19 protein-coding genes are annotated in these 20015 nt (G+C 57.6%); 7 read left to right on the forward strand and 12 right to left on the reverse strand.

The features are described 5' to 3' along the window. Positions 1 to 205 precede the first annotated feature (205 nt). From H8S59_RS03285 to kdgK, 4 genes are all read left to right on the forward strand, one after another. Entirely contained in the window at positions 206 to 595 is a 390-nt protein-coding gene (locus tag H8S59_RS03285; RefSeq protein WP_027899441.1) for a RidA family protein, read from the forward strand. A gap of 155 nt (positions 596 to 750) precedes the next feature. Further along, entirely contained in the window at positions 751 to 1515 is a 765-nt protein-coding gene (locus H8S59_RS03290; protein ID WP_187520510.1) for an IclR family transcriptional regulator, read from the forward strand. Positions 1516 to 1531: 16 nt separating this feature from the next. After that, the gene (locus tag H8S59_RS03295; protein ID WP_187520511.1) at positions 1532 to 2737 is read left to right on the forward strand and encodes an amino acid deaminase; all 1206 of its coding nucleotides are present in this window, start codon (positions 1532 to 1534) and stop codon (positions 2735 to 2737) included. An 18-nt stretch (positions 2738 to 2755) separates the two neighbouring features. Then, positions 2756 to 3700, forward strand: coding sequence for a 2-dehydro-3-deoxygluconokinase (gene kdgK / locus H8S59_RS03300; RefSeq protein ID WP_187520512.1), 945 nt, complete (start codon positions 2756 to 2758; stop codon positions 3698 to 3700). 211 nt (positions 3701 to 3911) lie between these two features. Here kdgK and H8S59_RS03305 read toward each other — a convergent pair whose 3' ends face one another. After that, complete coding sequence (locus H8S59_RS03305; protein ID WP_017133756.1) at positions 3912 to 4187, reverse strand: peptidylprolyl isomerase; 276 nt, start codon at positions 4185 to 4187, stop codon at positions 3912 to 3914. A gap of 236 nt (positions 4188 to 4423) precedes the next feature. Here H8S59_RS03305 and H8S59_RS03310 point away from each other — a divergent pair, with 236 nt between their 5' ends. Continuing rightward, a complete protein-coding gene (locus tag H8S59_RS03310; protein ID WP_095094011.1) occupies positions 4424 to 5596 on the forward strand; it encodes a PilT/PilU family type 4a pilus ATPase in 1173 nt (390 codons plus the stop codon). A 372-nt stretch (positions 5597 to 5968) separates the two neighbouring features. On the opposite strand, the gene H8S59_RS03315 is transcribed toward H8S59_RS03310, so the two are convergent. The 11 genes from H8S59_RS03315 to H8S59_RS03365 form a co-directional block, all read right to left on the reverse strand. Beyond that, complete coding sequence (locus tag H8S59_RS03315; RefSeq protein WP_187520513.1) at positions 5969 to 6739, reverse strand: 3-hydroxybutyrate dehydrogenase; 771 nt, start codon at positions 6737 to 6739, stop codon at positions 5969 to 5971. Between the two features lie 10 nt (positions 6740 to 6749). Then, positions 6750 to 8141 carry a GntP family permease gene (locus tag H8S59_RS03320; protein ID WP_187520514.1) on the reverse strand — a complete coding sequence of 464 codons (1392 nt, stop codon included), beginning with the start codon at positions 8139 to 8141 and terminating at the stop codon, positions 6750 to 6752. A gap of 717 nt (positions 8142 to 8858) precedes the next feature. Further along, positions 8859 to 10271 (reverse strand): sigma-54 interaction domain-containing protein, encoded by a 1413-nt coding sequence (locus tag H8S59_RS03325; protein WP_095093812.1) that lies wholly within the window; start codon positions 10269 to 10271, stop codon positions 8859 to 8861. A 53-nt stretch (positions 10272 to 10324) separates the two neighbouring features. Beyond that, positions 10325 to 11908: an ABC transporter ATP-binding protein gene (locus H8S59_RS03330; RefSeq protein ID WP_187520544.1), complete on the reverse strand. Its 1584-nt coding sequence runs from the start codon at positions 11906 to 11908 to the stop codon at positions 10325 to 10327. Between the two features lies 1 nt (position 11909). Next, on the reverse strand, positions 11910 to 12932 hold the full coding sequence (locus H8S59_RS03335; protein ID WP_187520515.1) for an ABC transporter permease: 1023 nt from the start codon (positions 12930 to 12932) through the stop codon (positions 11910 to 11912). Then, on the reverse strand, positions 12932 to 14002 hold the full coding sequence (locus tag H8S59_RS03340) for a microcin C ABC transporter permease YejB (protein ID WP_095093809.1): 1071 nt from the start codon (positions 14000 to 14002) through the stop codon (positions 12932 to 12934). The genes H8S59_RS03335 and H8S59_RS03340 overlap by 1 nt, the downstream gene beginning before the upstream one ends. Further along, positions 14003 to 15871 (reverse strand): extracellular solute-binding protein, encoded by a 1869-nt coding sequence (locus tag H8S59_RS03345; protein ID WP_187520516.1) that lies wholly within the window; start codon positions 15869 to 15871, stop codon positions 14003 to 14005. Positions 15872 to 16317: 446 nt separating this feature from the next. Continuing rightward, positions 16318 to 16599, reverse strand: coding sequence for a peptidylprolyl isomerase (locus H8S59_RS03350; RefSeq protein ID WP_027898593.1), 282 nt, complete (start codon positions 16597 to 16599; stop codon positions 16318 to 16320). A 126-nt stretch (positions 16600 to 16725) separates the two neighbouring features. Next, positions 16726 to 17808 (reverse strand): 3-deoxy-7-phosphoheptulonate synthase, encoded by a 1083-nt coding sequence (locus H8S59_RS03355; protein ID WP_187520517.1) that lies wholly within the window; start codon positions 17806 to 17808, stop codon positions 16726 to 16728. 318 nt (positions 17809 to 18126) lie between these two features. Next, positions 18127 to 18270, reverse strand: a complete 144-nt coding sequence (locus H8S59_RS03360; protein WP_176469826.1) for a hypothetical protein — start codon at positions 18268 to 18270, stop codon at positions 18127 to 18129. 233 nt (positions 18271 to 18503) lie between these two features. After that, on the reverse strand, positions 18504 to 18737 hold the full coding sequence (locus H8S59_RS03365) for a DNA-binding protein (RefSeq protein ID WP_027898591.1): 234 nt from the start codon (positions 18735 to 18737) through the stop codon (positions 18504 to 18506). A gap of 81 nt (positions 18738 to 18818) precedes the next feature. Between H8S59_RS03365 and H8S59_RS03370 the strand changes: the two genes are divergently transcribed. Together H8S59_RS03370 and gacA are read left to right on the forward strand one after the other, a co-directional pair. Next, complete coding sequence (locus H8S59_RS03370; RefSeq protein ID WP_095093806.1) at positions 18819 to 19172, forward strand: helix-turn-helix domain-containing protein; 354 nt, start codon at positions 18819 to 18821, stop codon at positions 19170 to 19172. 198 nt (positions 19173 to 19370) lie between these two features. Then, positions 19371 to 20015: a response regulator transcription factor GacA gene (gacA, locus tag H8S59_RS03375; RefSeq protein WP_027898589.1), complete on the forward strand. Its 645-nt coding sequence runs from the start codon at positions 19371 to 19373 to the stop codon at positions 20013 to 20015.

Raw genomic sequence — 20015 nt, forward strand, 5'->3', positions numbered from 1 at the left:
TTTTTCCATCCAGTGCTGTGGCACACTCGAAATTATGTTTCCGCTATTTCAGATTATGTTCCGATATAGCGGAATTGATATTGTGATACGAGATTGTCTTGCGTCTCGGACACAGCGCTTTGGCAACACCGGATTTGTTGGATCGCCGCCCGCTCGCTCCAACAGTTTATTCGGTTGATTAACTTCTATTTGAGAGGAGATCTTCATGAGCATCACTCGTTATGGCGCTGGTAGCGTCGCCGGGGGCGGTCAACCACGTCCTTTCGCTCGCGCTGTAGAAGCTGACGGCTGGCTCCATGTCTCGGGTCAAGTGCCCGCCGAAAATGGCGAAATCATTGTCGGCGGTATCGTTGAGCAGACCCACAAGACACTGCAGAACCTGGTAGCGATCCTCACTGAAGCTGGTTATGGGCTGGAAGATGTGGTCCGGGTTGGCGTCTGGCTGGAAGATCCGCGGGATTTCTGGAGTTTCAACAAAGTGTTCGGTGAATACTTCACACCCGAACACGCTCCGGCTCGCGCCTGCGTGCAGGCCAGCATGATGGTTGACTGCAAGGTCGAGATTGACTGCGTGGCTTACAAGAAAAAGGCCTGACCGGCAGGCGCTGCCGCGCTGCCCGCGGCGGCACACAGTCGACCGGTAGGAGCGCACGAGCAACGCGAGGCCGCGATAGCGGTGTATCAGACAGGCCGCCATCGCTGCCTCGCGGGGCTCGTGAGCTTCTACAGTAAATATCGAAGGATGCGCATATGACCGAAGACACCATCAAACGCCGTGCCCGTGGGCTTGATCGGGCGTTCGATATCCTCGACTTTCTCAAGGAACAGGCCAGACCGATGCGGCCCAACGAGATCGCCAACGGGATTGGCGGCCCCAAGTCGACGGTCTATGAACTGGTCGGCTCGCTGCTGGAGCGACGCATCCTGGAGTCCGTGGGCAGGGACGGGCATGTCTACCTGGGGCGTCAGCTGTATTTTCTCGGTCAGGCGCACTTGCGCCATTTCGACTTCACCCGCGAGGCCGAAGTCTGCCTGGGCGAGATCGTCAGTCAGACCCGGGAAACTGCGCAGATGTGCCTGCTCAATGGCCGCAAGTACACCGTCGCGCTGATGAAAGAGGGTGAGCGACACTTTAGGATCTCCTCCAATATCGGCGAAAACGCGCCGATTCCGTGGACTGCTTCCGGGCGTTTGTTGCTATGCCACCTTAGCGATCAGGAAATAGTCGACCTGATTGATACCGATGATTTTGTGTTGCCCGATGGTCAGCGCCTGCCACTTGAGACCTTCCTGAGCGAGATTCGCAAGGCGGGTGAGGAAGGCTTCTTTTCCTTCGATAGTGTTGCTGACACTTTCACTCATTGCTTCGCGGCGCCAGTCAAAGACGAACATGGCGTGTGCATTGCAACGCTGTGCATCGTTGCTCCACGAGCAGATGCAAAAAAACATTACGCCGACTACCGCAGGGTGCTGATCGACAGCGCCAACGGGCTTGCGAGTCGCATCAATGAATAATATCCGGGAGAGCACCATGACTATTGCAGCTGTAGAAAAGGGCGCCGCCGCTCCAGGCGATCATCTGGTGCGTGATGTAAGTCTGCCGGCGCTGGTGATTCATCGTCAGGCGCTGGACCATAACATTCGCTGGATGCAGGCATTTGTCACGAACAGCGGTGCTGAATTGGCGCCTCATGGCAAAACCAGCATGGTGCCCGCGCTGTTCCGTCGTCAGTTGGAAGAGGGCGCCTGGGGCCTGACCCTCGCCACGGCAGTGCAGACGCGCGCGGCCTACGCCCATGGCGTTCGTCGGGTGTTGATGGCCAACCAGTTGGTCGGCACCGCAAACATGGGGTTGATCGCCGAGATGCTCGCTGATTCGATGTTCGACTTCCATTGCATGGTCGACCATCCGGATAACGTCGCTGCGTTGGGCGAGTTCTTCGCGGCCCGTGGTCTGCGTTTGAATGTGATGATCGAATACGGCGTGGTCGGCGGTCGCTGCGGTTGCCGTACCGAGCAACAGGTCCTGGAACTGGCCGAGGCGATCGCGGCCCAGCCAGCCTTGGCGCTGACCGGTATCGAAGGCTACGAAGGGGTGATTCACGGTGATCAGGCTGAAAGCGGTATTCGCGCTTTCGCGGCCTCGCTGGTGCGTCTGGCAGTGGATCTGCAGGATCGCGGTGCATTTGCACTGGAGCGGCCTATCGTTACCGCCTCGGGGTCGGCCTGGTATGACCTGATCGCTGAAGCTTTCGACGAGCGTCAGGTGCGTGAGCGATTCCTCGGTGTGTTGCGTCCCGGCAGCTATGTCGTGCATGACCACGGTATCTATAAAGACGCGCAATGCTGCGTGCTGGATCGCCGCAGTGATCTGCACGAAGGTCTGCGCCCGGCAATGGAAGTCTGGGCCCATGTTCAATCGATGCCTGAGCCCGGCTTCGCCGTGATTGCCATGGGCAAACGCGATGTTGCCTATGATGCGGGCTTGCCAAGCCCATTGCTCTGCTACAAGCCTGGTGTCGTGCCGGCGCAAGGCGTGGATGTCAGCGCCTGCAAGGTGACAGCGGTGATGGATCAGCACGCCTTCATGAACGTTGCGCCGGGTTGTGAGCTGAAAGTCGGCGACATCATTGCGTTCGGTTCTTCTCACCCATGCCTGACGTTCGACAAGTGGCGCAGTGGCTGTCTGGTGGATGAAAACCTGCAAGTCATTGAAAGTTTCGACACGTATTTCTAGTCTCTGGAGTCGCACTCGATGAGTGAGCTGATCAGCCATAGTCACCCGCGGATCGCCCTGATCGGCGAATGCATGATCGAGCTGCAGCAGCATGCCAGTGGCGCTCTGCAACAGAGCTTCGGCGGCGACACGCTCAATACGGCGGTGTACATGGCCCGCCAGTTGGGCAGCAGCGCCCAGGTGGATTATGTCACCGCGCTGGGCGATGACAGTTTCAGTGATGCCATGTGCCAGGGCTGGGCGCAGGAGGGCGTCGGGTTGAGCAAGGTGCAGCGGCTGTCGGGCCGGTTGCCGGGGTTGTACTGTATTCAGACTGATGCCAGTGGCGAGCGTCGTTTTCTGTATTGGCGCAACGAAGCTGCGGTGCGTGACTGCTTCAATACACCGGAGGCGGACACGGTTCTGGGCTCATTGCCGGACTATGACCTTCTTTACCTGAGCGGCATCACCCTGGCGGTGCTGGGCGAGCAGGGGCGGCAACGTCTGTTTTCAGCGCTGGCCAAGGCGCGTGCCACGGGTGCGAGGGTTGCCTTCGACAACAACTACCGGCCTCGTCTGTGGGCCTCGGTGGAGCAGGCGCGTGAAGCGTATCGCGCGTGTCTGGCCCATGTTGACGTGGCTTTGCTCACCGAGGACGACGAGCAGGCTCTGTTCGGGTACACCGAAAGTGAACAACTGCTAAGTGCCTACCGCGATCTGGGTATCAGCGAAGTCGTGGTCAAGCGCGGTTCGCAAAGCTGTCTGGTGGAATCGGGCGGTGAACGCTATGAGATTCCTGCCCACCGAGTGGAGCGGGTCATCGACAGCACCGCGGCGGGGGATTCGTTCAGCGCGGCTTATCTGTCGATGCGCTTGCGAGGCGGCAGCCCGATGCAGGCCGCTGAAGCCGGGCATCGTCTGGCGAGCGTGGTGATTCAGCATCCGGGGGCTTTGATTCCCAGAAGTGTGATGCAGGGGTTGTAGGTGATTCTGTGGGACCTTGGGCGACTTATGTGGGAAGTCTATATTTGACCGGAAACTGACGTGGGACCGGCTTTAGCCGGGAAGGCGGTATTTCTGATGCCCCATTTTTAGCGACTGTGAGGGCCTCTTCCCGGCTAAAGCCGGTCCCACGCCAATATCTGCGGTTGCATAGAGCCTCGCTCCATCAGGGACATCTGGGTTTGAGAAGGGCTCAATCCCGATAAAACACCTGAACCAGGTGATAACCAAACTTGCTCTTGATCGGCCCATGCACCGTACGCAGCGGCTTTTTGAAAATCACCTGATCAATCGCGCCTACCATTTGCCCAGGGCGGACTTCACCCAGATCGCCGCCGCGTTTACCTGAAGGGCAGGTCGAATGCTTTTTGGCCAGCACGTCAAAGGCTTCACCCTTGGCAATACGCTGTTTGAGTTGTTCGGCCTCTTCGGCGGTTTTCACCAGAATGTGGCGGGCTTGGGCTTTCATGAGTCGGGAGCCTGAAGAAAAAACGGCGGCTATTATCACACAGCGGTCAGGACTTGTTCCCAGGTACTGTCCGGAATGGCAAAAATACGTTCTCTGTTGCACAACCGGCTTCATCTATCATTGCTTCACGATGTCTTCTACCGCCAAGCTATGCGCACTCATCCCGGATCGCGATCCGGTTGAACGTCGCATGAGATGCGGCCTCTTTCAGTCAAATCATGTGTGCGGTGTTGCTTATGGATTTTCCGGCGTTGTTGAAGACTCTGGCCAGTCAGGATGGATCGGACCTTTATCTTTCTACTGGGGCGCCGCCCTGCGCCAAGTTCAATGGTGTGCTCAAGCCGTTGGGCACTGAGTCTCTCAAGCCTGGGCAAGTAGCCCTGGTTGCCGACGGGCTGATGGATGCCGAGCAGAAGCGGGAATTTCATCGTGATCTGGAGATGAACCTTGCGGTGTCCATGGCCGGGATCGGTCGTTTCCGGATCAACATCTTCATGCAACGCAATGAAGTGTCGATCGTGGCGCGCAACATCAAGCTGGATATCCCGCGTTTCGAGGACCTGCACCTGCCACCGGTGCTGCTCGATGTGATCATGGAAAAGCACGGCCTGGTGCTTTTTGTGGGGGCGACCGGTTCAGGCAAATCCACCTCACTCGCAGCGCTGATCGACCATCGCAACCGCAATGCCAGCGGGCACATCATCACCATTGAAGACCCGGTGGAGTTCATTCACAGGCACAAGAAGTCGATCGTCAATCAGCGTGAGGTCGGGGTTGATACCCGCAGTTTTCGCGCCGCATTGAAGAACACCCTGCGCCAGGCACCGGATGTCATCCTGATCGGTGAAATCCGCGATCGGGAAACCATGGAACATGCCCTGGCCTTTGCCGATACCGGGCATTTGTGCCTGTCGACACTGCATGCCAACAATGCCAATCAGGCGCTGGACCGAATCATCAACTTCTTCCCGGAAGAGCGGCGTCAGCAGTTGCTGCAGGACCTGGGCAACAACCTCAAGGCGTTCGTTTCCCAGCGTCTGGTCAAGACTCTGGATGGCAAGCGCAGGGCGGCAGTGGAAGTCATGATGGGCACGCCGACCATCCGCGACCTGATCCAGCGTAACGAGTTGACCGAGCTCAAAGGCATCATGGAAAAGTCCGGAAATCTCGGCATGCAGACCTTCGACAGCGCGCTGTTCGATCTGGCCGCAGCTGGTGTGATCAGCGAAGAAGAAGCGCTCAAATACGCCGATTCCCAGAACAACGTCCGCCTGCGTCTCAAGCTGCATGGTGAAGGTGTAACGGCCAACCCCACCGCCGCCCCGAGCGCTCCCGTCGGCACTTCCAGCGTGAATGTATCGGACTGGGGATTGGTGGATGAGCGCGATGAGGGTGGGGGGCAGAGTTGATTTTATACCGGGCAAGCCCAGCTCCCACAGAGTTATGTGCTGGCAGCGCGATAGCTTCTCTGAAGTAAGCCGTCGCGGGCTAGCGTTGCTTTGACAGGCGAGCGCTTTCTCCTGTGGGAGCCGGGCTTGCCCGCGATGCAGACGCCGCGATTTTGCAGTGGAACCGAGTTGATTTTATCGCGGGCAAGCACCGCCCACAGGAATCACTTATGACGTGGGACCTGCTTCAGCCGGGAAGGGGCCTGCACATTCAGTACATCTTCATCGTCAGAAATGCAGCCTTCCCGGCTAAAGCCGGTCCCACGTCGACTTGCGGGCAAGCATAGAATCTCCCACAGGACTGCATTTCAAATTTCGAGTGGTCTGATTACCTCACTGCGCCAGCCACCCGCCATCCACATTCCACGCCGCGCCACGGACCTGGCTGCCAGCATCGCTGGACAGGAATAACACCAGTTCGCCCAACTGTGACGGTGTGACGAACTCCAGCGACGGCTGTTTCTCGGCCAGCAGGTCATGTCTGGCCTGATCCGCATCGCCACTGGCCGCTGCCCGATCATTAATTTGCTGCTGGACCAATGGCGTCAGCACCCAGCCGGGGCATATCGCATTGCAGGTGACATTGGTCGTGGCGGTTTCCAGGCCGACGACTTTGGTCAGGCCGATCACGCCGTGCTTGGCCGCCACGTAGGCGGCTTTGCCGGTAGATCCCACCAGACCGTGTACCGACGCGATGTTAATGATGCGTCCCCAGTTTTTGGTTCGCATGCCAGGCAGGCACAGGCGGGTAGTGTGGAAAACCGAAGACAGGTTGATCGCGATAATCGAGTCCCAGCGTTCAACGGGGAAATCCTCGACAGCATCAACGTGCTGGATACCCGCGTTATTGACCAGGATGTCGACCCCACCAAACTCACGCTCGGCGTACTCGATCATCTCGGCGATCTGCTCGGGTTTGCTGACGTCTGCTGGATGATGACCCACCTTGCCGCCGAACTTCGCAACTTCGGCAATTACCGCCGACGCATCGCCGAAACCGTTGAGGATCAAGTCAGCCCCAGCCTTGGCAAGCGACAAGGCAATGCCCAGTCCTATACCGCTGGTAGAGCCGGTGACCAGTGCCGTTTTACCTTTAAGACTCATACGTTGCGCCTCACACAATGCCAGTAGCGTAGAAAGTGCCGATTACCACGAACACAGCCAGTGTCTTGATAATAGTGATACCGAAAATGTCTTTGTAAGCCTCGCGGTGGGTCAGTCCAGTGACCGCCAGCAAGGTAATCACTGCGCCGTTATGCGGCAAAGTGTCCATACCGCCACTGGCCATGGCTGCCACTCGGTGCAGCACCTCCAAAGGGATGTTGGCGGCATGGGCGGCACTGATGAAGGTTTCCGACATGGCCGCCAGGGCGATGCTCATACCGCCAGACGCCGACCCGGTAATCCCGGCCAGCAAGGTTACAGTGATAGCTTCGTTGACCAGCGGGTTGGGAATGCCTTTGAGCCAGTCCGCCAGCACCAGAAAGCCTGGCAGGGAGGCGATGACCGCGCCAAAGCCGTATTCCGAAGCGGTATTCATCGCCGCCAGTAAAGCGCCGTTGACCGCACTTTTGCTGCCTTCTGCCAGGCGACTGCGAATGGCCGTGAAGCCGAACGCCAACACCATCAGAATCCCGATCAGCAGCGCCGCCTCGACCGCCCAGATGGCGGTAAGCTTGGCGATCTCGGTCTGTACCGGAGTCGCCATGCCCGGCAGGGCCAGCGTATGTGTCTTGCCGTACCATTGAGGGATCCACCAGGTGAACAGCAGATTCATCACCCCGACCAGCAGCAAGGGCAAAATTGCAATCCACGGATTCGGCAGCTTGATGTCTTCCGGAGTGTCGGGTTCATTTCGAAGCTCAATGCCGTAACCTTCACCGGCGCGCTGGGCTTTATTGCGTTGGCGCTGCAAATAGAGCATGCCCGCGCAGAATACGAAAATGGTGCCGATCACACCTAGCCAAGGCGCGGCCCACGCGGTGGTATTGAAGAAGGTGGTGGGAATGATGTTCTGGATCTGCGGAGTGCCGGGCAGGGCGTCCATGGTGAACGAAAACGCACCGAGGGCGATGGTCGCCGGTATCAAACGTTTGGGGATGTCACTTTGACGGAACATCTCTGCCGCAAACGGATAGACCGCGAACACCACGACGAACAGTGAGACGCCGCCGTAGGTGAGCAGGGCGCAGACCAGTACGATGACCAGCATCGCCTGGCGGGTGCCCAGTACGCCGATGGCCGCCGCTACGATAGCCCGGGAAAATCCGGACAACTCGATCAGCTTTCCAAACACGGCACCCAGCAGAAATACCGGAAAGTACAGCTTGATGAAGCCGACCATCTTGTCCATGAACACCCCGGTGAAGGCCGGGGCCACGGCGGATGGATCCGTCAGCAGCACTGCGCCGAGGGCGGAAATAGGGGCGAAGAGGATAACGCTGTAACCACGATAAGCAGCAAGCATCAACAGCGCGAGGGCTGCCAGGGCGATGATTACACTCATGGAGTGTCTCCTGGCCTGGGAATCCGGCGTACTCAGAGGCCGCCGAGAGCGCTCTGCATGGTTCGCTGAATCCTGTCGGCATATTGTTATTGTTTTCGGCTGCGGGAGTGCCGCTTGAGGGCTATAGCGGGAATCGTGCCAGTTTTCAAAGCATTGATATTTATGGGCTTTTGCTAATTGGCCGAGTCTGGGATCAGGTTCCGTCTCTGAATCGAGACTGTTTATTTGCTTTGAAAAAACATTCGAACCCTGTAGGAGCTGCCGAAGGCTGCGAAATGGTCATTCCTGACACACCGCGATCGCAGCCTTCGGCAGCTCCTACAAAAGGCTTGGTAGATGGATCCGTAGGAGCGCGCTTGCCCGCGATAGCGTCAGTACAGCCAATAAATTTTTTGACTGAACACCGCGTTGCAACGGTAGGAGCGAACTTGTTCGCGAGGCATCTCGCCTGACAGACCGGGTCGCGGGCAAGCGCTTCCACAGCTAAAAAAGCACGCCGAATCAGATGGTTGAATATTGTTTGACAGCATCGACGATGTTGGGCGTGAGATACAGAACCCATGTGGGAGCGGTGCTTGCCCGCGATTCAGGCGCCGCGGTTCATTAGACACACCGAGGTGCCTGAATCGCGGGCAAGCACCGCTCCCACAAGAGAGCTCGAGTGCCCATGGAGATCGCATACAATCATGCATTCTCCATTCAGAGACTAAAGTCTCTCTATTGAGACTCGGCAATCCCCAGCGCGGCCATTTTCTTGTAGAGCGTCGAGCGACCGAGTCCAAGTTGGCTCGCGGCTTCCACAACATTCCCTGCGCACTGCACCAATGCCTGCTCGATCAATTGCCGATCAAAGCGTTGTCGGGCCTGACTGAAAGTTTCGAAGCAGGCGGGCTGAGATGCTTCGCTCCGGCTGTTGATCGGGACCAGGCTGCCGATCGACGCCCTGATCTCTTTGGCATTGAGAACCAGGTCATCACTCAGCAAGGCCGCGCGCTCCAGCACGTTACGTAGCTCGCGAATATTGCCCGGCCACGCGTGCTGCGCCAGTAATGCCTGTGCGCCCGGATCGAGTTCGTGCTGGCTGCGCAGTTCTTCGAGGATCGATTCGCTGAGCGCAGGCAGGTCATCCAGCCGTTCGCGCAATGGCGGCACCTGGATCGGCAAGACGCTCAAACGGTAATAAAGGTCTGCGCGGAACTGACCGCGTTTGATTGCGGCTTCAAGGTCAGTGGAGGTCGCAGCAATCAGCCGGATATCGCTCTTGTGCACCTGGTTGGAGCCGACAGGCTCGTACTCTTTTTCCTGCAGGACTCGCAGCAGTTTGCTCTGCAAGGGCAGTGGCATGTCGCCGATTTCATCGAGAAACAACGTGCCGCCCTGGGCGATCTGCAGTTTGCCCGGTCGCCCCTTGCGATCTGCGCCGGTGAAAGCGCCCGGCGCGGTGCCGAAAAACTCCGCCTCCAGTAACGTTTCCGGAATGGCCGCGCTGTTGATGCTGACAAATGCTTTGTGCGCCCGTGGTGATGCGTTGTGAATCGCATGGGCCAGCAATTCCTTGCCGGTGCCCGTTTCGCCCAGCAGCAGAACGGGGGATTCAGCACTGGCGCTGCGTCGCGCGCGGCGCTTGACTTCCAGGCTGGCCGCGCTGGTGCCAATGAAATGCGCAAAACTGTATTTGGCCTGGCGGGCACGCAACAACGAACGGGTCGAGGCCAGTTCCTCTTGCATGCTCAGGTAGCGCTTGAGCAGCGGCGAAAGCGACTGCAGCTCATCAAACAGGGCGAAACCGATGGCTCCGATCAAATCGCCGGTGTCATCGTGAATGGGCAAGCGCATGACCACCAACGGGTCCTTGGCGGTGTCCATCATGTCCAGCAGGATTGGCCGCCCGTTGGTGGCGACCTGGCGCAGCAGGCTGCCGGGGATGACCTTCTCACAGGGTTGGCCGAGCGCCAGGCTGGAATCCTGCAACCCGAAGCGGCGGGCGTAACGTTCATTGATCCAGACAATTTTTGCGTTTTTGTCGACAATCACGGTGCCCTCGCTCGACTGCTCGATGATTTCGAACAGCGAACGAATCGCCAGTTGCCGAACCCTGCGGTAATCGTTAAGGCTATGGCTCTCTTTCATGGGGTGTTCCGTTGTGCGTCACCGGCGTCTGGCCGTACAGAATGCCCTTTTTTTCAACTGAATCCAGGGTGTGCCGCCGCCAACAATTCCTTGGTGTAAGGATGTTGGGGGGCGTCGAACAGATCGTGACTGGCGCCACGTTCGACAACTTTGCCATCCTTGACCACGATCACGTCGTGGGCCAGTGCTTTGACCACGGCCAAGTCATGGCTGATGAACAAATACGTGAGTCCGTGCTTTTCCTGTAACTGGCGCAGCAAGGCCACGACTTGTTTTTGAACGGTCCGGTCCAGTGCCGAAGTCGGCTCATCCAGCAGAATCAACGCTGGTTTGAGGACCAGGGCCCTGGCAATGGCGATCCGTTGGCGCTGGCCACCCGAGAACTCATGGGGGTAGCGATGACGGCTTTGCGGGTCGATGCCGACTTCTTCCAGCACCCGAATGACTTCAACCTCGCATTGCGTCGCGTCCATCTCGCTATGAACTTCAAGTCCTTCGCTGATGATTTGCGCCACGGACATACGCGGGCTGAGGCTTCCATAAGGGTCCTGGAAAACCACCTGCATCTGCTTGCGCCACGGGCGCATTTGCTTCTGATTCAAGTCGTCCAGGCTTTGTCCTTGAAAACGGATACTGCCACGCGATTCAAGCAGGCGCAGGATTGCCTGACCAAGTGTCGATTTCCCCGAGCCGGATTCGCCCACGATACCGAGGGTTTTGCCGCGTTCAATGCTCAGGCTGATGTCATCCACTGCTTTCAGGTATTCCTTGTGCTGGCGGAAAATCCCGCCACCCAGTGAGAACCAGACGCGCAGGTTCTCCACCTCCAGCACTTTCTCCCGACTGTCACGGGGCAGCGGCTCGCCAGCAGGCTCGGCGTCGAGCAGCAGTTTGCTGTAGGGGTGCTGTGGCTGTTTGAACAAGGAGTGGCAATTGGATTGCTCGACGATTTCCCCGGCGCGCATCACGCAGACTCGCTGGGCAATGCTGTGCACCAGATTCAGGTCATGGCTGATCAGCAGCAGCGACATGTTCAAGCGCTGCTGCAGCTCTTTGAGCAGCAGCAGGATCTTGCGTTGCACCGTGACATCCAGCGCAGTGGTCGGCTCGTCGGCGATCAGCAACTCCGGCTCACAGGCCAGGGCCATGGCGATCATCACCCGCTGGCGCTGGCCACCGGACAACTCGTGGGGATAAGCCTTCAGCCGTTTTTCCGGTTGCTGGATTCCCACCAGTTCGAGCAATTCAATGATGCGTTTCTGGGCAGCCCGGCCCGTCAGCCCCTTGTGCAGCAGAAGGGTCTCACCAATTTGTTTGGATACGGTATGCAGCGGGTTAAGGGAGGTCATCGGCTCCTGAAAGATCATCCCGATCTGATTACCCCGCAAGCGGCGTAATGTGCGGTTGTCTGCACCGAGCAGCTGTTTGTCCCGGTAAAGAATGCTACCGGTGCTGACCGTGCCTTTGGCGGGCAGCAATTGCAGGATCGAATGGGCGGTAACTGACTTGCCGGAGCCGGATTCACCCACCAGCGCCAGACACTCACCGGCGCGGATATCCAGACTCAGGTTCTTGACCACCGTTTGCCCGCTGAAGGCGACGCAAAGGTCACGGATTTCAATCAGGTTGTCCGACATATCAAGACCTCGGGTCGAAGGCATCACGCAGCGCCTCGCCAATGAACACCAGCAGTGACAGGATCAACGCCAGGGTGAAGAAAGCGGTCAACCCCAGCCAGGGTGCTTGCAGGTTCTGTTTGCCCTGGGCGATCAACTCCCCCAGGGAAGCGCTGCCAGCGGGCATGCCGAAACCCAGGAAGTCCAGCGCTGTCAGGGTGGAAATCGCCCCGGTGAGGATAAACGGCAGGTAACTCAGGGTCGCGTTCATCGCGTTGGGCAGGATATGCCGGGTGATGATCTTGCGGTCGCTCATGCCCAAGGCGCGAGCGGCTTTGACGTATTCCAGATTGCGGCCGCGAAGAAACTCGGCGCGCACCACATCCACCAGCGCCAGCCATGAAAACAGCGCCATGATGCCCAGCAACCACCAGAAATTGGGCTCGACGAAACCGGACAAGATGATCAGCAGATACAGCACCGGCAACCCTGACCAGACTTCCAGCAAGCGTTGACCGATCAGATCGACCCAGCCGCCGTAATAACCCTGCAGCGCACCCGCGGCGATACCGATCAGGGCACTTATAGTGGTCAATACCAGTGCAAACAGAATCGACACCCGGGCACCGAAAATCACTCGGGCCAGCACGTCACGCGCCTGATCATCGGTGCCCAGCCAGTTTTGTGCTGTTGGCGGGCTGGGGGCAGGGCGATTGAGGTCGTAATTGGGGGTGTTATCGCTGAACGGAATGGGCGGAAAGAGCATCCAGCCGTCACCTTTTCTGATCAGGTCCCGGACGTAATCACTGCGGTAGTCCGGTTGAAACGGCAATTGGCCGCCAAACTCTTGCTCGGTGTAGCGCTTGAGTGCGGGGAAATACAGCGAGTCCTGATAACTGAGAACCAGCGGCTTGTCATTGGCGATCAACTCGCCACCCAGTGTCAGCAGGAACAGACCGCAGAACAGCCACAGCGACCACCAGCCTCGGCGGTTATTGCGGAAGCGGTCCAGTCGTCGTTGGGCCAGCGGAGACAGTCTGTTCATCAGACATTCCTCGCGCTGAAGTCGATTCGTGGATCGACCAGGGTATAGCAGATATCGCCTACCAGTTTTATCAGCAGGCCAAACAGTGTGAAGATGAACAGCGAACCGAATACCACGGGATAGTCCCGTGAAACCGCCGCTTCATAGCTCATGCGTCCCAGACCATCGAGGGAGAAAATCACCTCGATGAGCAGTGAGCCTGCAAAAAACACGCTGATGAATGCCTGGGGAATACCCGCTACCACCAGCAACATGGCGTTGCGAAACACATGACCGTACAGAACGCGGCGCTCGCTCAAGCCTTTGGCCCTGGCCGTCACCACGTACTGGCGGGTGATTTCATTCAGAAACGAGTTTTTGGTCAGAATCGTCAGCGTCGCGAAACCACCAATGACCAGTGACGAAACGGGCAGCACCAGATGCCAGAAGTAGTCGGCGATCTTGCCCACGGTGCTCATCTGCTCGAAGTCTTCGGAAACCAGCCCGCGCACCGGGAACCAGTTAAGCGACGTGCCCCCGGCGAAAAGCACCACCAGCAGCATCGCAAATAGAAACGCCGGCATTGCGTAGCCAATGATGATGGCGGTGCTGCTCCAGATATCGAACTGGCTGCCGTGCCTGACTGCCTTGCGAATACCCAGAGGGATCGAGACCAGGTACGTGATCAGCGTTGCCCAAAGCCCCAGTGAAATGGACACCGGCATTTTTTGCAGAATCAGGTCGGTGACCGTTGCGCCCCGGAAGAAGCTTTTACCGAAATCCAGCTGCGCATAGCTTTTGAGCATCAGCCACAGGCGTTCGTGCAGAGGCTTGTCGAAACCATATTGATGTTCGATTTCCTTGATCAGTTTCGGGTCGAGGCCGCGAGAAGCGCGTGACGAGTTGGCATTGATTGACTCGCTGGATGCGCCGCCGGCGCTGGAACTGGCACCACCTACGCCCTGCAAGCGGGCAATGGCCTGCTCAACGGGGCCACCGGGGGCCGCCTGTACGATGAAGAAGTTGACCAGCAAAATGCACAGCAGAGTCGGAATGATCAGCAACAGACGTCGCAATAAATAGCCGAGCATTCACTTCATCTCCGAGGCGACGGCGGAAGCACCGCGTTTTTCTGCGAACTGCTCGTTGGTCAGCGGAACAGGACTGACCTCCCACCACGTTTCAATCGCCTCCGCATTACTGGCCTGGATTTTCGGGATGCCGAAGCGATTCCACCACAGCGTCGACGCGCCCGGCGGGTAATAATTGGGAATCCAGTAATAGCCCCATTGCAGCACCCGATCCAGACAATGGGCGTAGTCCACCATGGTGGACTTCTGATCGGCGCTGACCAGTCCGGCGATCAGGCTGTCCACGGCGGGGTCCTGCAGCACCATATAGTTGGTGGAGCCGGGGTCGCGAGCACCTTTGGAGCCGAAATTGTTATAAAGCTCCATGCCGGGCGAGGTTGAAACCGAGTAGCCGGTCACGATCATGTCGTAATCACGGGCCATGACCCGGTTCAGGAATTGCGCCGCATCAATGCGGCGGATCTCGAAGTCGATACCGATCTGCGCCAGATTGCGCTTGTAAGGCAGCAGGATTTTTTCAAACCCGGCCTGGCCGTTTAGAAACGTAAAGGTAAACGGCTCACCTTTGGCGTTGACCAGATGATCGCCCTTGGGCGTCCAGCCAGCTTCTTCCATCAGCTTCAGTGCCTCAAGCTGCTTGTCCCGGATGTATCCCGTGCCGTCTGTTTTCGGGGTGTGGAACACTTTATCGAAAACTTCCGGCGGCACGTTGGCGCGCAGTGGCTCAAGGATTTTCAGTTCGGCTGGCGTCGGCAGCTCAGTGGCCGCCAGAGACGAGTTGGAGAAGTAGCTGTTCTGGCGGATGTACATGTTGCGCATCATCTGCCGGTTGGTCCATTCAAAGTCCCAGAGCATGGATAGCGCCTGGCGCACCCGGCGATCCTGAAAGATGGGGCGGTCCAGGTTGAAGACAAAACCTTGAGAACTCTGCACGGCACCTTTGGCCAGTTGGGCCTTTTGCAGGCGGCCGTCGGTCAATGCCGGGCTGTCATAGAGAATCGAGTAGGCCGTGGCGGAGTACTCACGGTTGTAGTCGTAGGCACCGCCCTTAAGGACTTGCCGGGCGACGTCAATGTCGCCGAAGTACTCGACACTGAAGGTGTCGAAGTTGTAGGAACCGCGGTTCACCGGCAGATCCCTGGCCCACCAGTCCGGATCGCGGGCGAACGTGATACTGCGTCCCGGGTCCACCTTGGCGACTTTGTAGGGACCGCTGCCCACCGGAATCTCAAAGCCGCCACCGCCCGCAAAATCGCGGGTTTTCCACCAGTGTTCCGGAAAAACCGGCAGGGAAGTGAGGTCCAGCGGCAGCGTGCGATTTTCACTGGATTTGAAGTCAAAGCGGATCCGGGTCGGTGATTCAACCTCAACGCCCTTGATGTCCTGAAATTGTGTCCGGTATGACAAGCTGCCTTGCGTCATCAGCAGGTTGTAGGAGTAGCGCACGTCTTCGGCCGTAATAGGCATGCCGTCTGCGAAGCGGGCTTTCGGGTTGATATAGAACCGCAGCGACAGGCCGTCCTCGCTGCGCTCGATGCGTTCGGCGACCAGACCATAAACGGTGTAAGGCTCGTCCAGCGATCGTACGGCCAGTGGTGAATACAGCATGCCGTTGATTTGCGACACACCGGTGCCTTTGTCGAGATAGGGCATCAGGTGGTCGAACTGGCCGATTTCCTGAGCCGAGCGACGCATGCTGCCACCTTTTGGCGCGTCCGGATTTACATAGTCGAAATGCTTGAAATCCGCAGGGTAACGAGGGGCTTCGCCATAGACCGTCAGGGCGTGCTGCGGCGCAGCGGACAATAATTGAGGGCCAGAGAGCAGGGCCAGTAGTGCCACGATCAGCGATGAAAAAACAAAACGCATTACTGGGATCCTGACTGACGTCGGCGGGCAAACATCAGGGTTAAGGGGGGCGATGATTAAAGTCATACGACAGGCACGGCCAGACATTGTTCTTGACCGTGGAATACAGGCTTCAACAAGGTACCGGAACCCGGGCACGTTTGTAACCGGATGATGCGCAGTGCGCCAACGGGTTTTATGCCAAAACCAAGCAATTTGCTTGCCTGGGAAAGGGCATTGGGGATAAATGCCTTCCCTTTAGTGGATCCTGACGCCGCGCTGTCGGGCAGCAGAAGGCAGACCTGTAGGAGCGCACGAGCACCGCGAGGCCGCGATGGCGGTGCATCAGCCTGACCGCTTTCGCCGCCTTCGGCACCTCCTGCAAGGTCGGCTATCGTAAGGTTCGCGCCACAAACAAAAACGGCCCGCCGTAAGGCGAGCCGTTTGTGAACATCAGTGGCGAGGAATCAATCCTGGCGGCTGGTCACTTCCAGCAGGTGGTAACCGAACTGGGTTTTCACCGGGCCTTGCACGACGTTAACTGGCGCGCTGAACACAACAGTGTCGAACTCCTTGACCATCTGGCCTGGGCCGAACGAGCCCAGATCACCGCCTTGACGGCTGGAAGGGCAGCTGGAGTTGGATTTGGCGACTTCCGCGAAATCAGCACCGCCTTCGATCTGCGCTTTGAGTTCGTTGCATTTCTCTTCGCTGGATACAAGGATGTGGCGGGCAGTGGCTTTAGCCATGGGGAATTACTCCTGTCAAAAAAAAGAAAGAGCCTACCGGATTAAGGAAGGCATTTCTCGATAAAGTTCAGGGCAATAACCATGGGATGCGTTGAGCGGCGTTTGTCCGCCGCTCTTTTTCGCTCGTTACCTGTAGCGCAATTTGCTTACGGCGTCGCGCAGCAGATGCTCGGTCGAGTCCCATCCCAGGCAGCCATCAGTCACCGAAACCCCGTAACGCATGGATGCGCTGATCGGCTGGCAGCCTTCAAACAGATGACTTTCGATCATCATGCCGACCAGCGATGAATCGCCTTGCAAGCGCTGCGCGAGCACCTCATTGAACACCTCGGGCTGACGCAACGGGTCTTTGCCACTGTTCGCATGACTGCAGTCGACCATGATGCGTTCGGCAATTCGCTGTTTCGCAAGGTTCTCGCGTACTTGCGCCACGTTCTGACGATCGTAGTTAGGGCCTTTGTGCCCACCGCGCAGCACGATGTGAGTGTCCGGATTGCCCTGGGTTTCGATAATCGCCGGATGACCCTGGCGATCCATACCGAAATGACGATGCCCATGAGCAGCCGAACGCATGGCGTCACAGGCAATGGCGACGCCGCCGTCAGTCCCGTTCTTGAAGCCCACTGGCATGGGCAGGCCGCTGGCCATCTCCCGGTGGATCTGCGACTCGGTGGTGCGAGCGCCGATTGCCACCCAACTGAGCAGGTCATCGAAGTAGCCGGCTGCCATGGGTTGCAGGATCTCTGTTGCAACAGGCAGTCCCAGGCGAAGCATCTCGCGCATCAGATGACGCGAGAGCGTCAGGCCCGCCGCCATGTCATCACTGCCATTGAGTTGCGGATCATAGGCCAGGCCTTTCCAGCCGACCGTGGTACGAGGCTTTTCTACGTAGGCGCGCATCACCAGCAGCATTTGATCGCTGACTTCACCGGCAAGTGCTGCCAGGCGTTCGGCGTATTCGATCGCTGATTGCGGATCATGGAGGGAGCAGGGGCCTACAACTATCAGCAGGCGGGTGTCTTCGCCATTGAGGATGGCGCGAACAGCGCGGCGATGCGCGGCGACTTGATCGCTTAAAGCCAGATCCAGAGGCAGTTGGGATTTCAGTTGCAGCGTACTTGGCAGGCGCTGCGGGGCAGGGATGCTGTCGAGCATGGTCAGGTTGCGGGTCGACAGGTCAGACGGTTTCACGGCGATAGACGAATTCATGGTTCTGCTTCCTGGGCTGGCGGGGCAGGCCCGCTTGAGCCCTACTGGGGTGTTCGACAATTTGCCGGTTGGGCGTTCTGTAATGGGTTGCCACCTGTCAGTGACCGAACGGAGGCGGCTTGCTGTCCCGAACGGAGGCTGCTAAATCGCCAGGCAGTGCAGATGTCGGAGCGGTAATAGGTGCTGTAGGTCATGTCGTAATCCTCGATTCGATTCAATTTTCAGGGGCGTTAAAAAACAAAACCCCCGGTCGGGTAGCCGACCGGGGGTAGAGAATTCTCTGGTTGGCGTCCCCTTGATATGGGCGCCGGATGGGTATCAGGCGCGCCAGTGGCTAAACCAATACCCAAAATAAGAAGTGCTTTGCGGAGCGACGTTTGCTGACTGACCACGCACGGCTGCACGCGCTGCCAGACGATCAACGCTGGTCTGCAACAGTAGCTGTGAGGTGGATGGCAACATGACACGTCTCCGTTAAGTGCAGCGAGCTTACTTCAGCCTTGCGGGCCATTTCAATCAGAAATATCAATGGCGGCTATAGGCGGATTCAGCGAGATCAGTTGAGGGACTCGCGTTTTTTCGTTCAACGAGTTCGAGACAAGATGTTTAAAACCATAGAGGAATCGAGAAGATTCCTACGGGCGAGTGTCCATTAATACCGCGTATTCATCTGCATTTTCTGACGCAGAAAAATCTCAATCAGCAGCCGCTTCGACCTGACGTTGTGGCTCGGCGGGAATGATACCGTCTTTCATGCCCAGTAAAACCGCCACTTTGTGGGCTTCTCCACGCCGACCCTTCTTGCGGCCAGCCAAAACCTGATATGTGGTTGCCGGATCAATGCTGTGCTCACGGGCAAACTCTTGAACAGATTTACCTTGATGTTCAAGCCATGCTTTGGCTTGTGCGGCAGTGCGTATTCCGGGCATAGTTCAAAACCGTTCAAATCAGTTTAATTTAACTCGATTCTACCATTCGTAAGGATGGGGTCAACAGGATTACGCATTCAAATGAGTGGAATAGGTTCCCGACTGAGAAAAGAAAGAGAACGCCTGGGTTTATCTCAGCGAGCTTTTGGAGAAATCGGAGGCGTGGAGGCCAACGCTCAGGGCAAATACGAAAGTGGTGACCGTGCCCCCAAGGCCGATTACCTCGCAGCCATCGCCGCAAAGGGCGTGGATGTATTGTTTGTTCTGACCGGAAGCGCTACGCCTATCCTTGTCGAAAATCTAAGCAATGCTGAGGAGAAAGTTCTGGGTAGCTACCGTACCCTTACCAAGGAAGATCAGGATGCCATCAGGCGATTGACCATCACCATGGCTGAGCTGTCAGCTTCATATGCGATCCAGAACAAGGCGCGTTAACCCTGGGGGAGTTTGAAACTTCACTGTGTTAACGATTAGCGGCGCAAATAATTTCATCATTTGAGGGCATCGGTGATAGCGTGTCCTCAGCGCCATATCAAAATCATTGTGGGCCAGACCTTGCGTGACGCTAGGTCTGGCCCTTTGTTTTTGCTATGGTGACCCGTATTCGTTATGACCGTTTTGCGAGGTGTCTGCTTGATTAAGGTGCTAGTTGTTGATGACCATGATCTTGTCCGGACAGGCATTACGCGCATGTTGGCCGATATCGATGGGCTTCAGGTAGTTGGCCAGGCGGACTCTGGCGAAGAATCGCTAAAGAAGGCGCGCGAGCTGAAACCGGACGTTGTGCTGATGGACGTCAAGATGCCCGGCATCGGCGGCCTGGAAGCGACTCGCAAAATGTTGCGCAGCCATCCTGAAATCAAGGTTGTGGCCGTTACGGTCTGCGAGGAAGATCCTTTCCCAACGCGGCTGTTGCAAGCCGGGGCGGCGGGTTACATGACCAAAGGTGCTGGCCTGGCAGAAATGGTGCAAGCCATTCGTCTGGTCTTTGCCGGGCAGCGTTACATCAGTCCGCAGATCGCTCAGCAACTGGCTCTCAAGTCTTTTCAGCCGCAGGTCAACAACTCGCCTTTCGATCTGCTCTCGGAGCGTGAGATCCAGATTGCCCTGATGATCGTTGGCTGCCAGAAAGTCCAGACCATCTCCGATAAGCTGTGTCTGTCCCCCAAAACCGTAAATACCTACCGTTACCGTATCTTTGAGAAGCTGTCGATTGGCAGCGATGTCGAGCTGGCTTTGCTGGCGGTACGTCACGGCATGGTCGATGCCAGCGCCTGA

Origin of the sequence: Pseudomonas folii (genome assembly GCF_014357575.1) — a bacterium.
GTDB classification, from domain to species: Bacteria; Pseudomonadota; Gammaproteobacteria; order Pseudomonadales; family Pseudomonadaceae; genus Aquipseudomonas; species Aquipseudomonas folii.

Excerpts from the sequence above, each read along its gene's own strand:
- H8S59_RS03355 (WP_187520517.1), bottom strand. The coding sequence starts at position 17,808 with ATGAATTCGTCTATCGCCGTGAAACCGTCTGACCTGTCGACCCGCAAC.
- H8S59_RS03340 (WP_095093809.1), bottom strand. The coding sequence starts at position 14,002 with ATGCTCGGCTATTTATTGCGACGTCTGTTGCTGATCATTCCGACTCTG.
- H8S59_RS03325 (WP_095093812.1), bottom strand. The coding sequence starts at position 10,271 with ATGAAAGAGAGCCATAGCCTTAACGATTACCGCAGGGTTCGGCAACTG.
- H8S59_RS03365 (WP_027898591.1), bottom strand. The coding sequence starts at position 18,737 with ATGCCCGGAATACGCACTGCCGCACAAGCCAAAGCATGGCTTGAACAT.
- H8S59_RS03360 (WP_176469826.1), bottom strand. The coding sequence starts at position 18,270 with ATGTTGCCATCCACCTCACAGCTACTGTTGCAGACCAGCGTTGATCGT.
- H8S59_RS03350 (WP_027898593.1), bottom strand. The coding sequence starts at position 16,599 with ATGGCTAAAGCCACTGCCCGCCACATCCTTGTATCCAGCGAAGAGAAA.
- H8S59_RS03285 (WP_027899441.1), top strand. The coding sequence starts at position 206 with ATGAGCATCACTCGTTATGGCGCTGGTAGCGTCGCCGGGGGCGGTCAA.
- H8S59_RS03335 (WP_187520515.1), bottom strand. The coding sequence starts at position 12,932 with ATGAACAGACTGTCTCCGCTGGCCCAACGACGACTGGACCGCTTCCGC.
- H8S59_RS03315 (WP_187520513.1), bottom strand. The coding sequence starts at position 6,739 with ATGAGTCTTAAAGGTAAAACGGCACTGGTCACCGGCTCTACCAGCGGT.
- H8S59_RS03290 (WP_187520510.1), top strand. The coding sequence starts at position 751 with ATGACCGAAGACACCATCAAACGCCGTGCCCGTGGGCTTGATCGGGCG.
- H8S59_RS03370 (WP_095093806.1), top strand. The coding sequence starts at position 18,819 with ATGAGTGGAATAGGTTCCCGACTGAGAAAAGAAAGAGAACGCCTGGGT.
- H8S59_RS03295 (WP_187520511.1), top strand. The coding sequence starts at position 1,532 with ATGACTATTGCAGCTGTAGAAAAGGGCGCCGCCGCTCCAGGCGATCAT.
- H8S59_RS03345 (WP_187520516.1), bottom strand. The coding sequence starts at position 15,871 with ATGCGTTTTGTTTTTTCATCGCTGATCGTGGCACTACTGGCCCTGCTC.
- kdgK (WP_187520512.1), top strand. The coding sequence starts at position 2,756 with ATGAGTGAGCTGATCAGCCATAGTCACCCGCGGATCGCCCTGATCGGC.
- H8S59_RS03330 (WP_187520544.1), bottom strand. The coding sequence starts at position 11,908 with ATGTCGGACAACCTGATTGAAATCCGTGACCTTTGCGTCGCCTTCAGC.
- H8S59_RS03310 (WP_095094011.1), top strand. The coding sequence starts at position 4,424 with ATGGATTTTCCGGCGTTGTTGAAGACTCTGGCCAGTCAGGATGGATCG.
- H8S59_RS03320 (WP_187520514.1), bottom strand. The coding sequence starts at position 8,141 with ATGAGTGTAATCATCGCCCTGGCAGCCCTCGCGCTGTTGATGCTTGCT.
- H8S59_RS03305 (WP_017133756.1), bottom strand. The coding sequence starts at position 4,187 with ATGAAAGCCCAAGCCCGCCACATTCTGGTGAAAACCGCCGAAGAGGCC.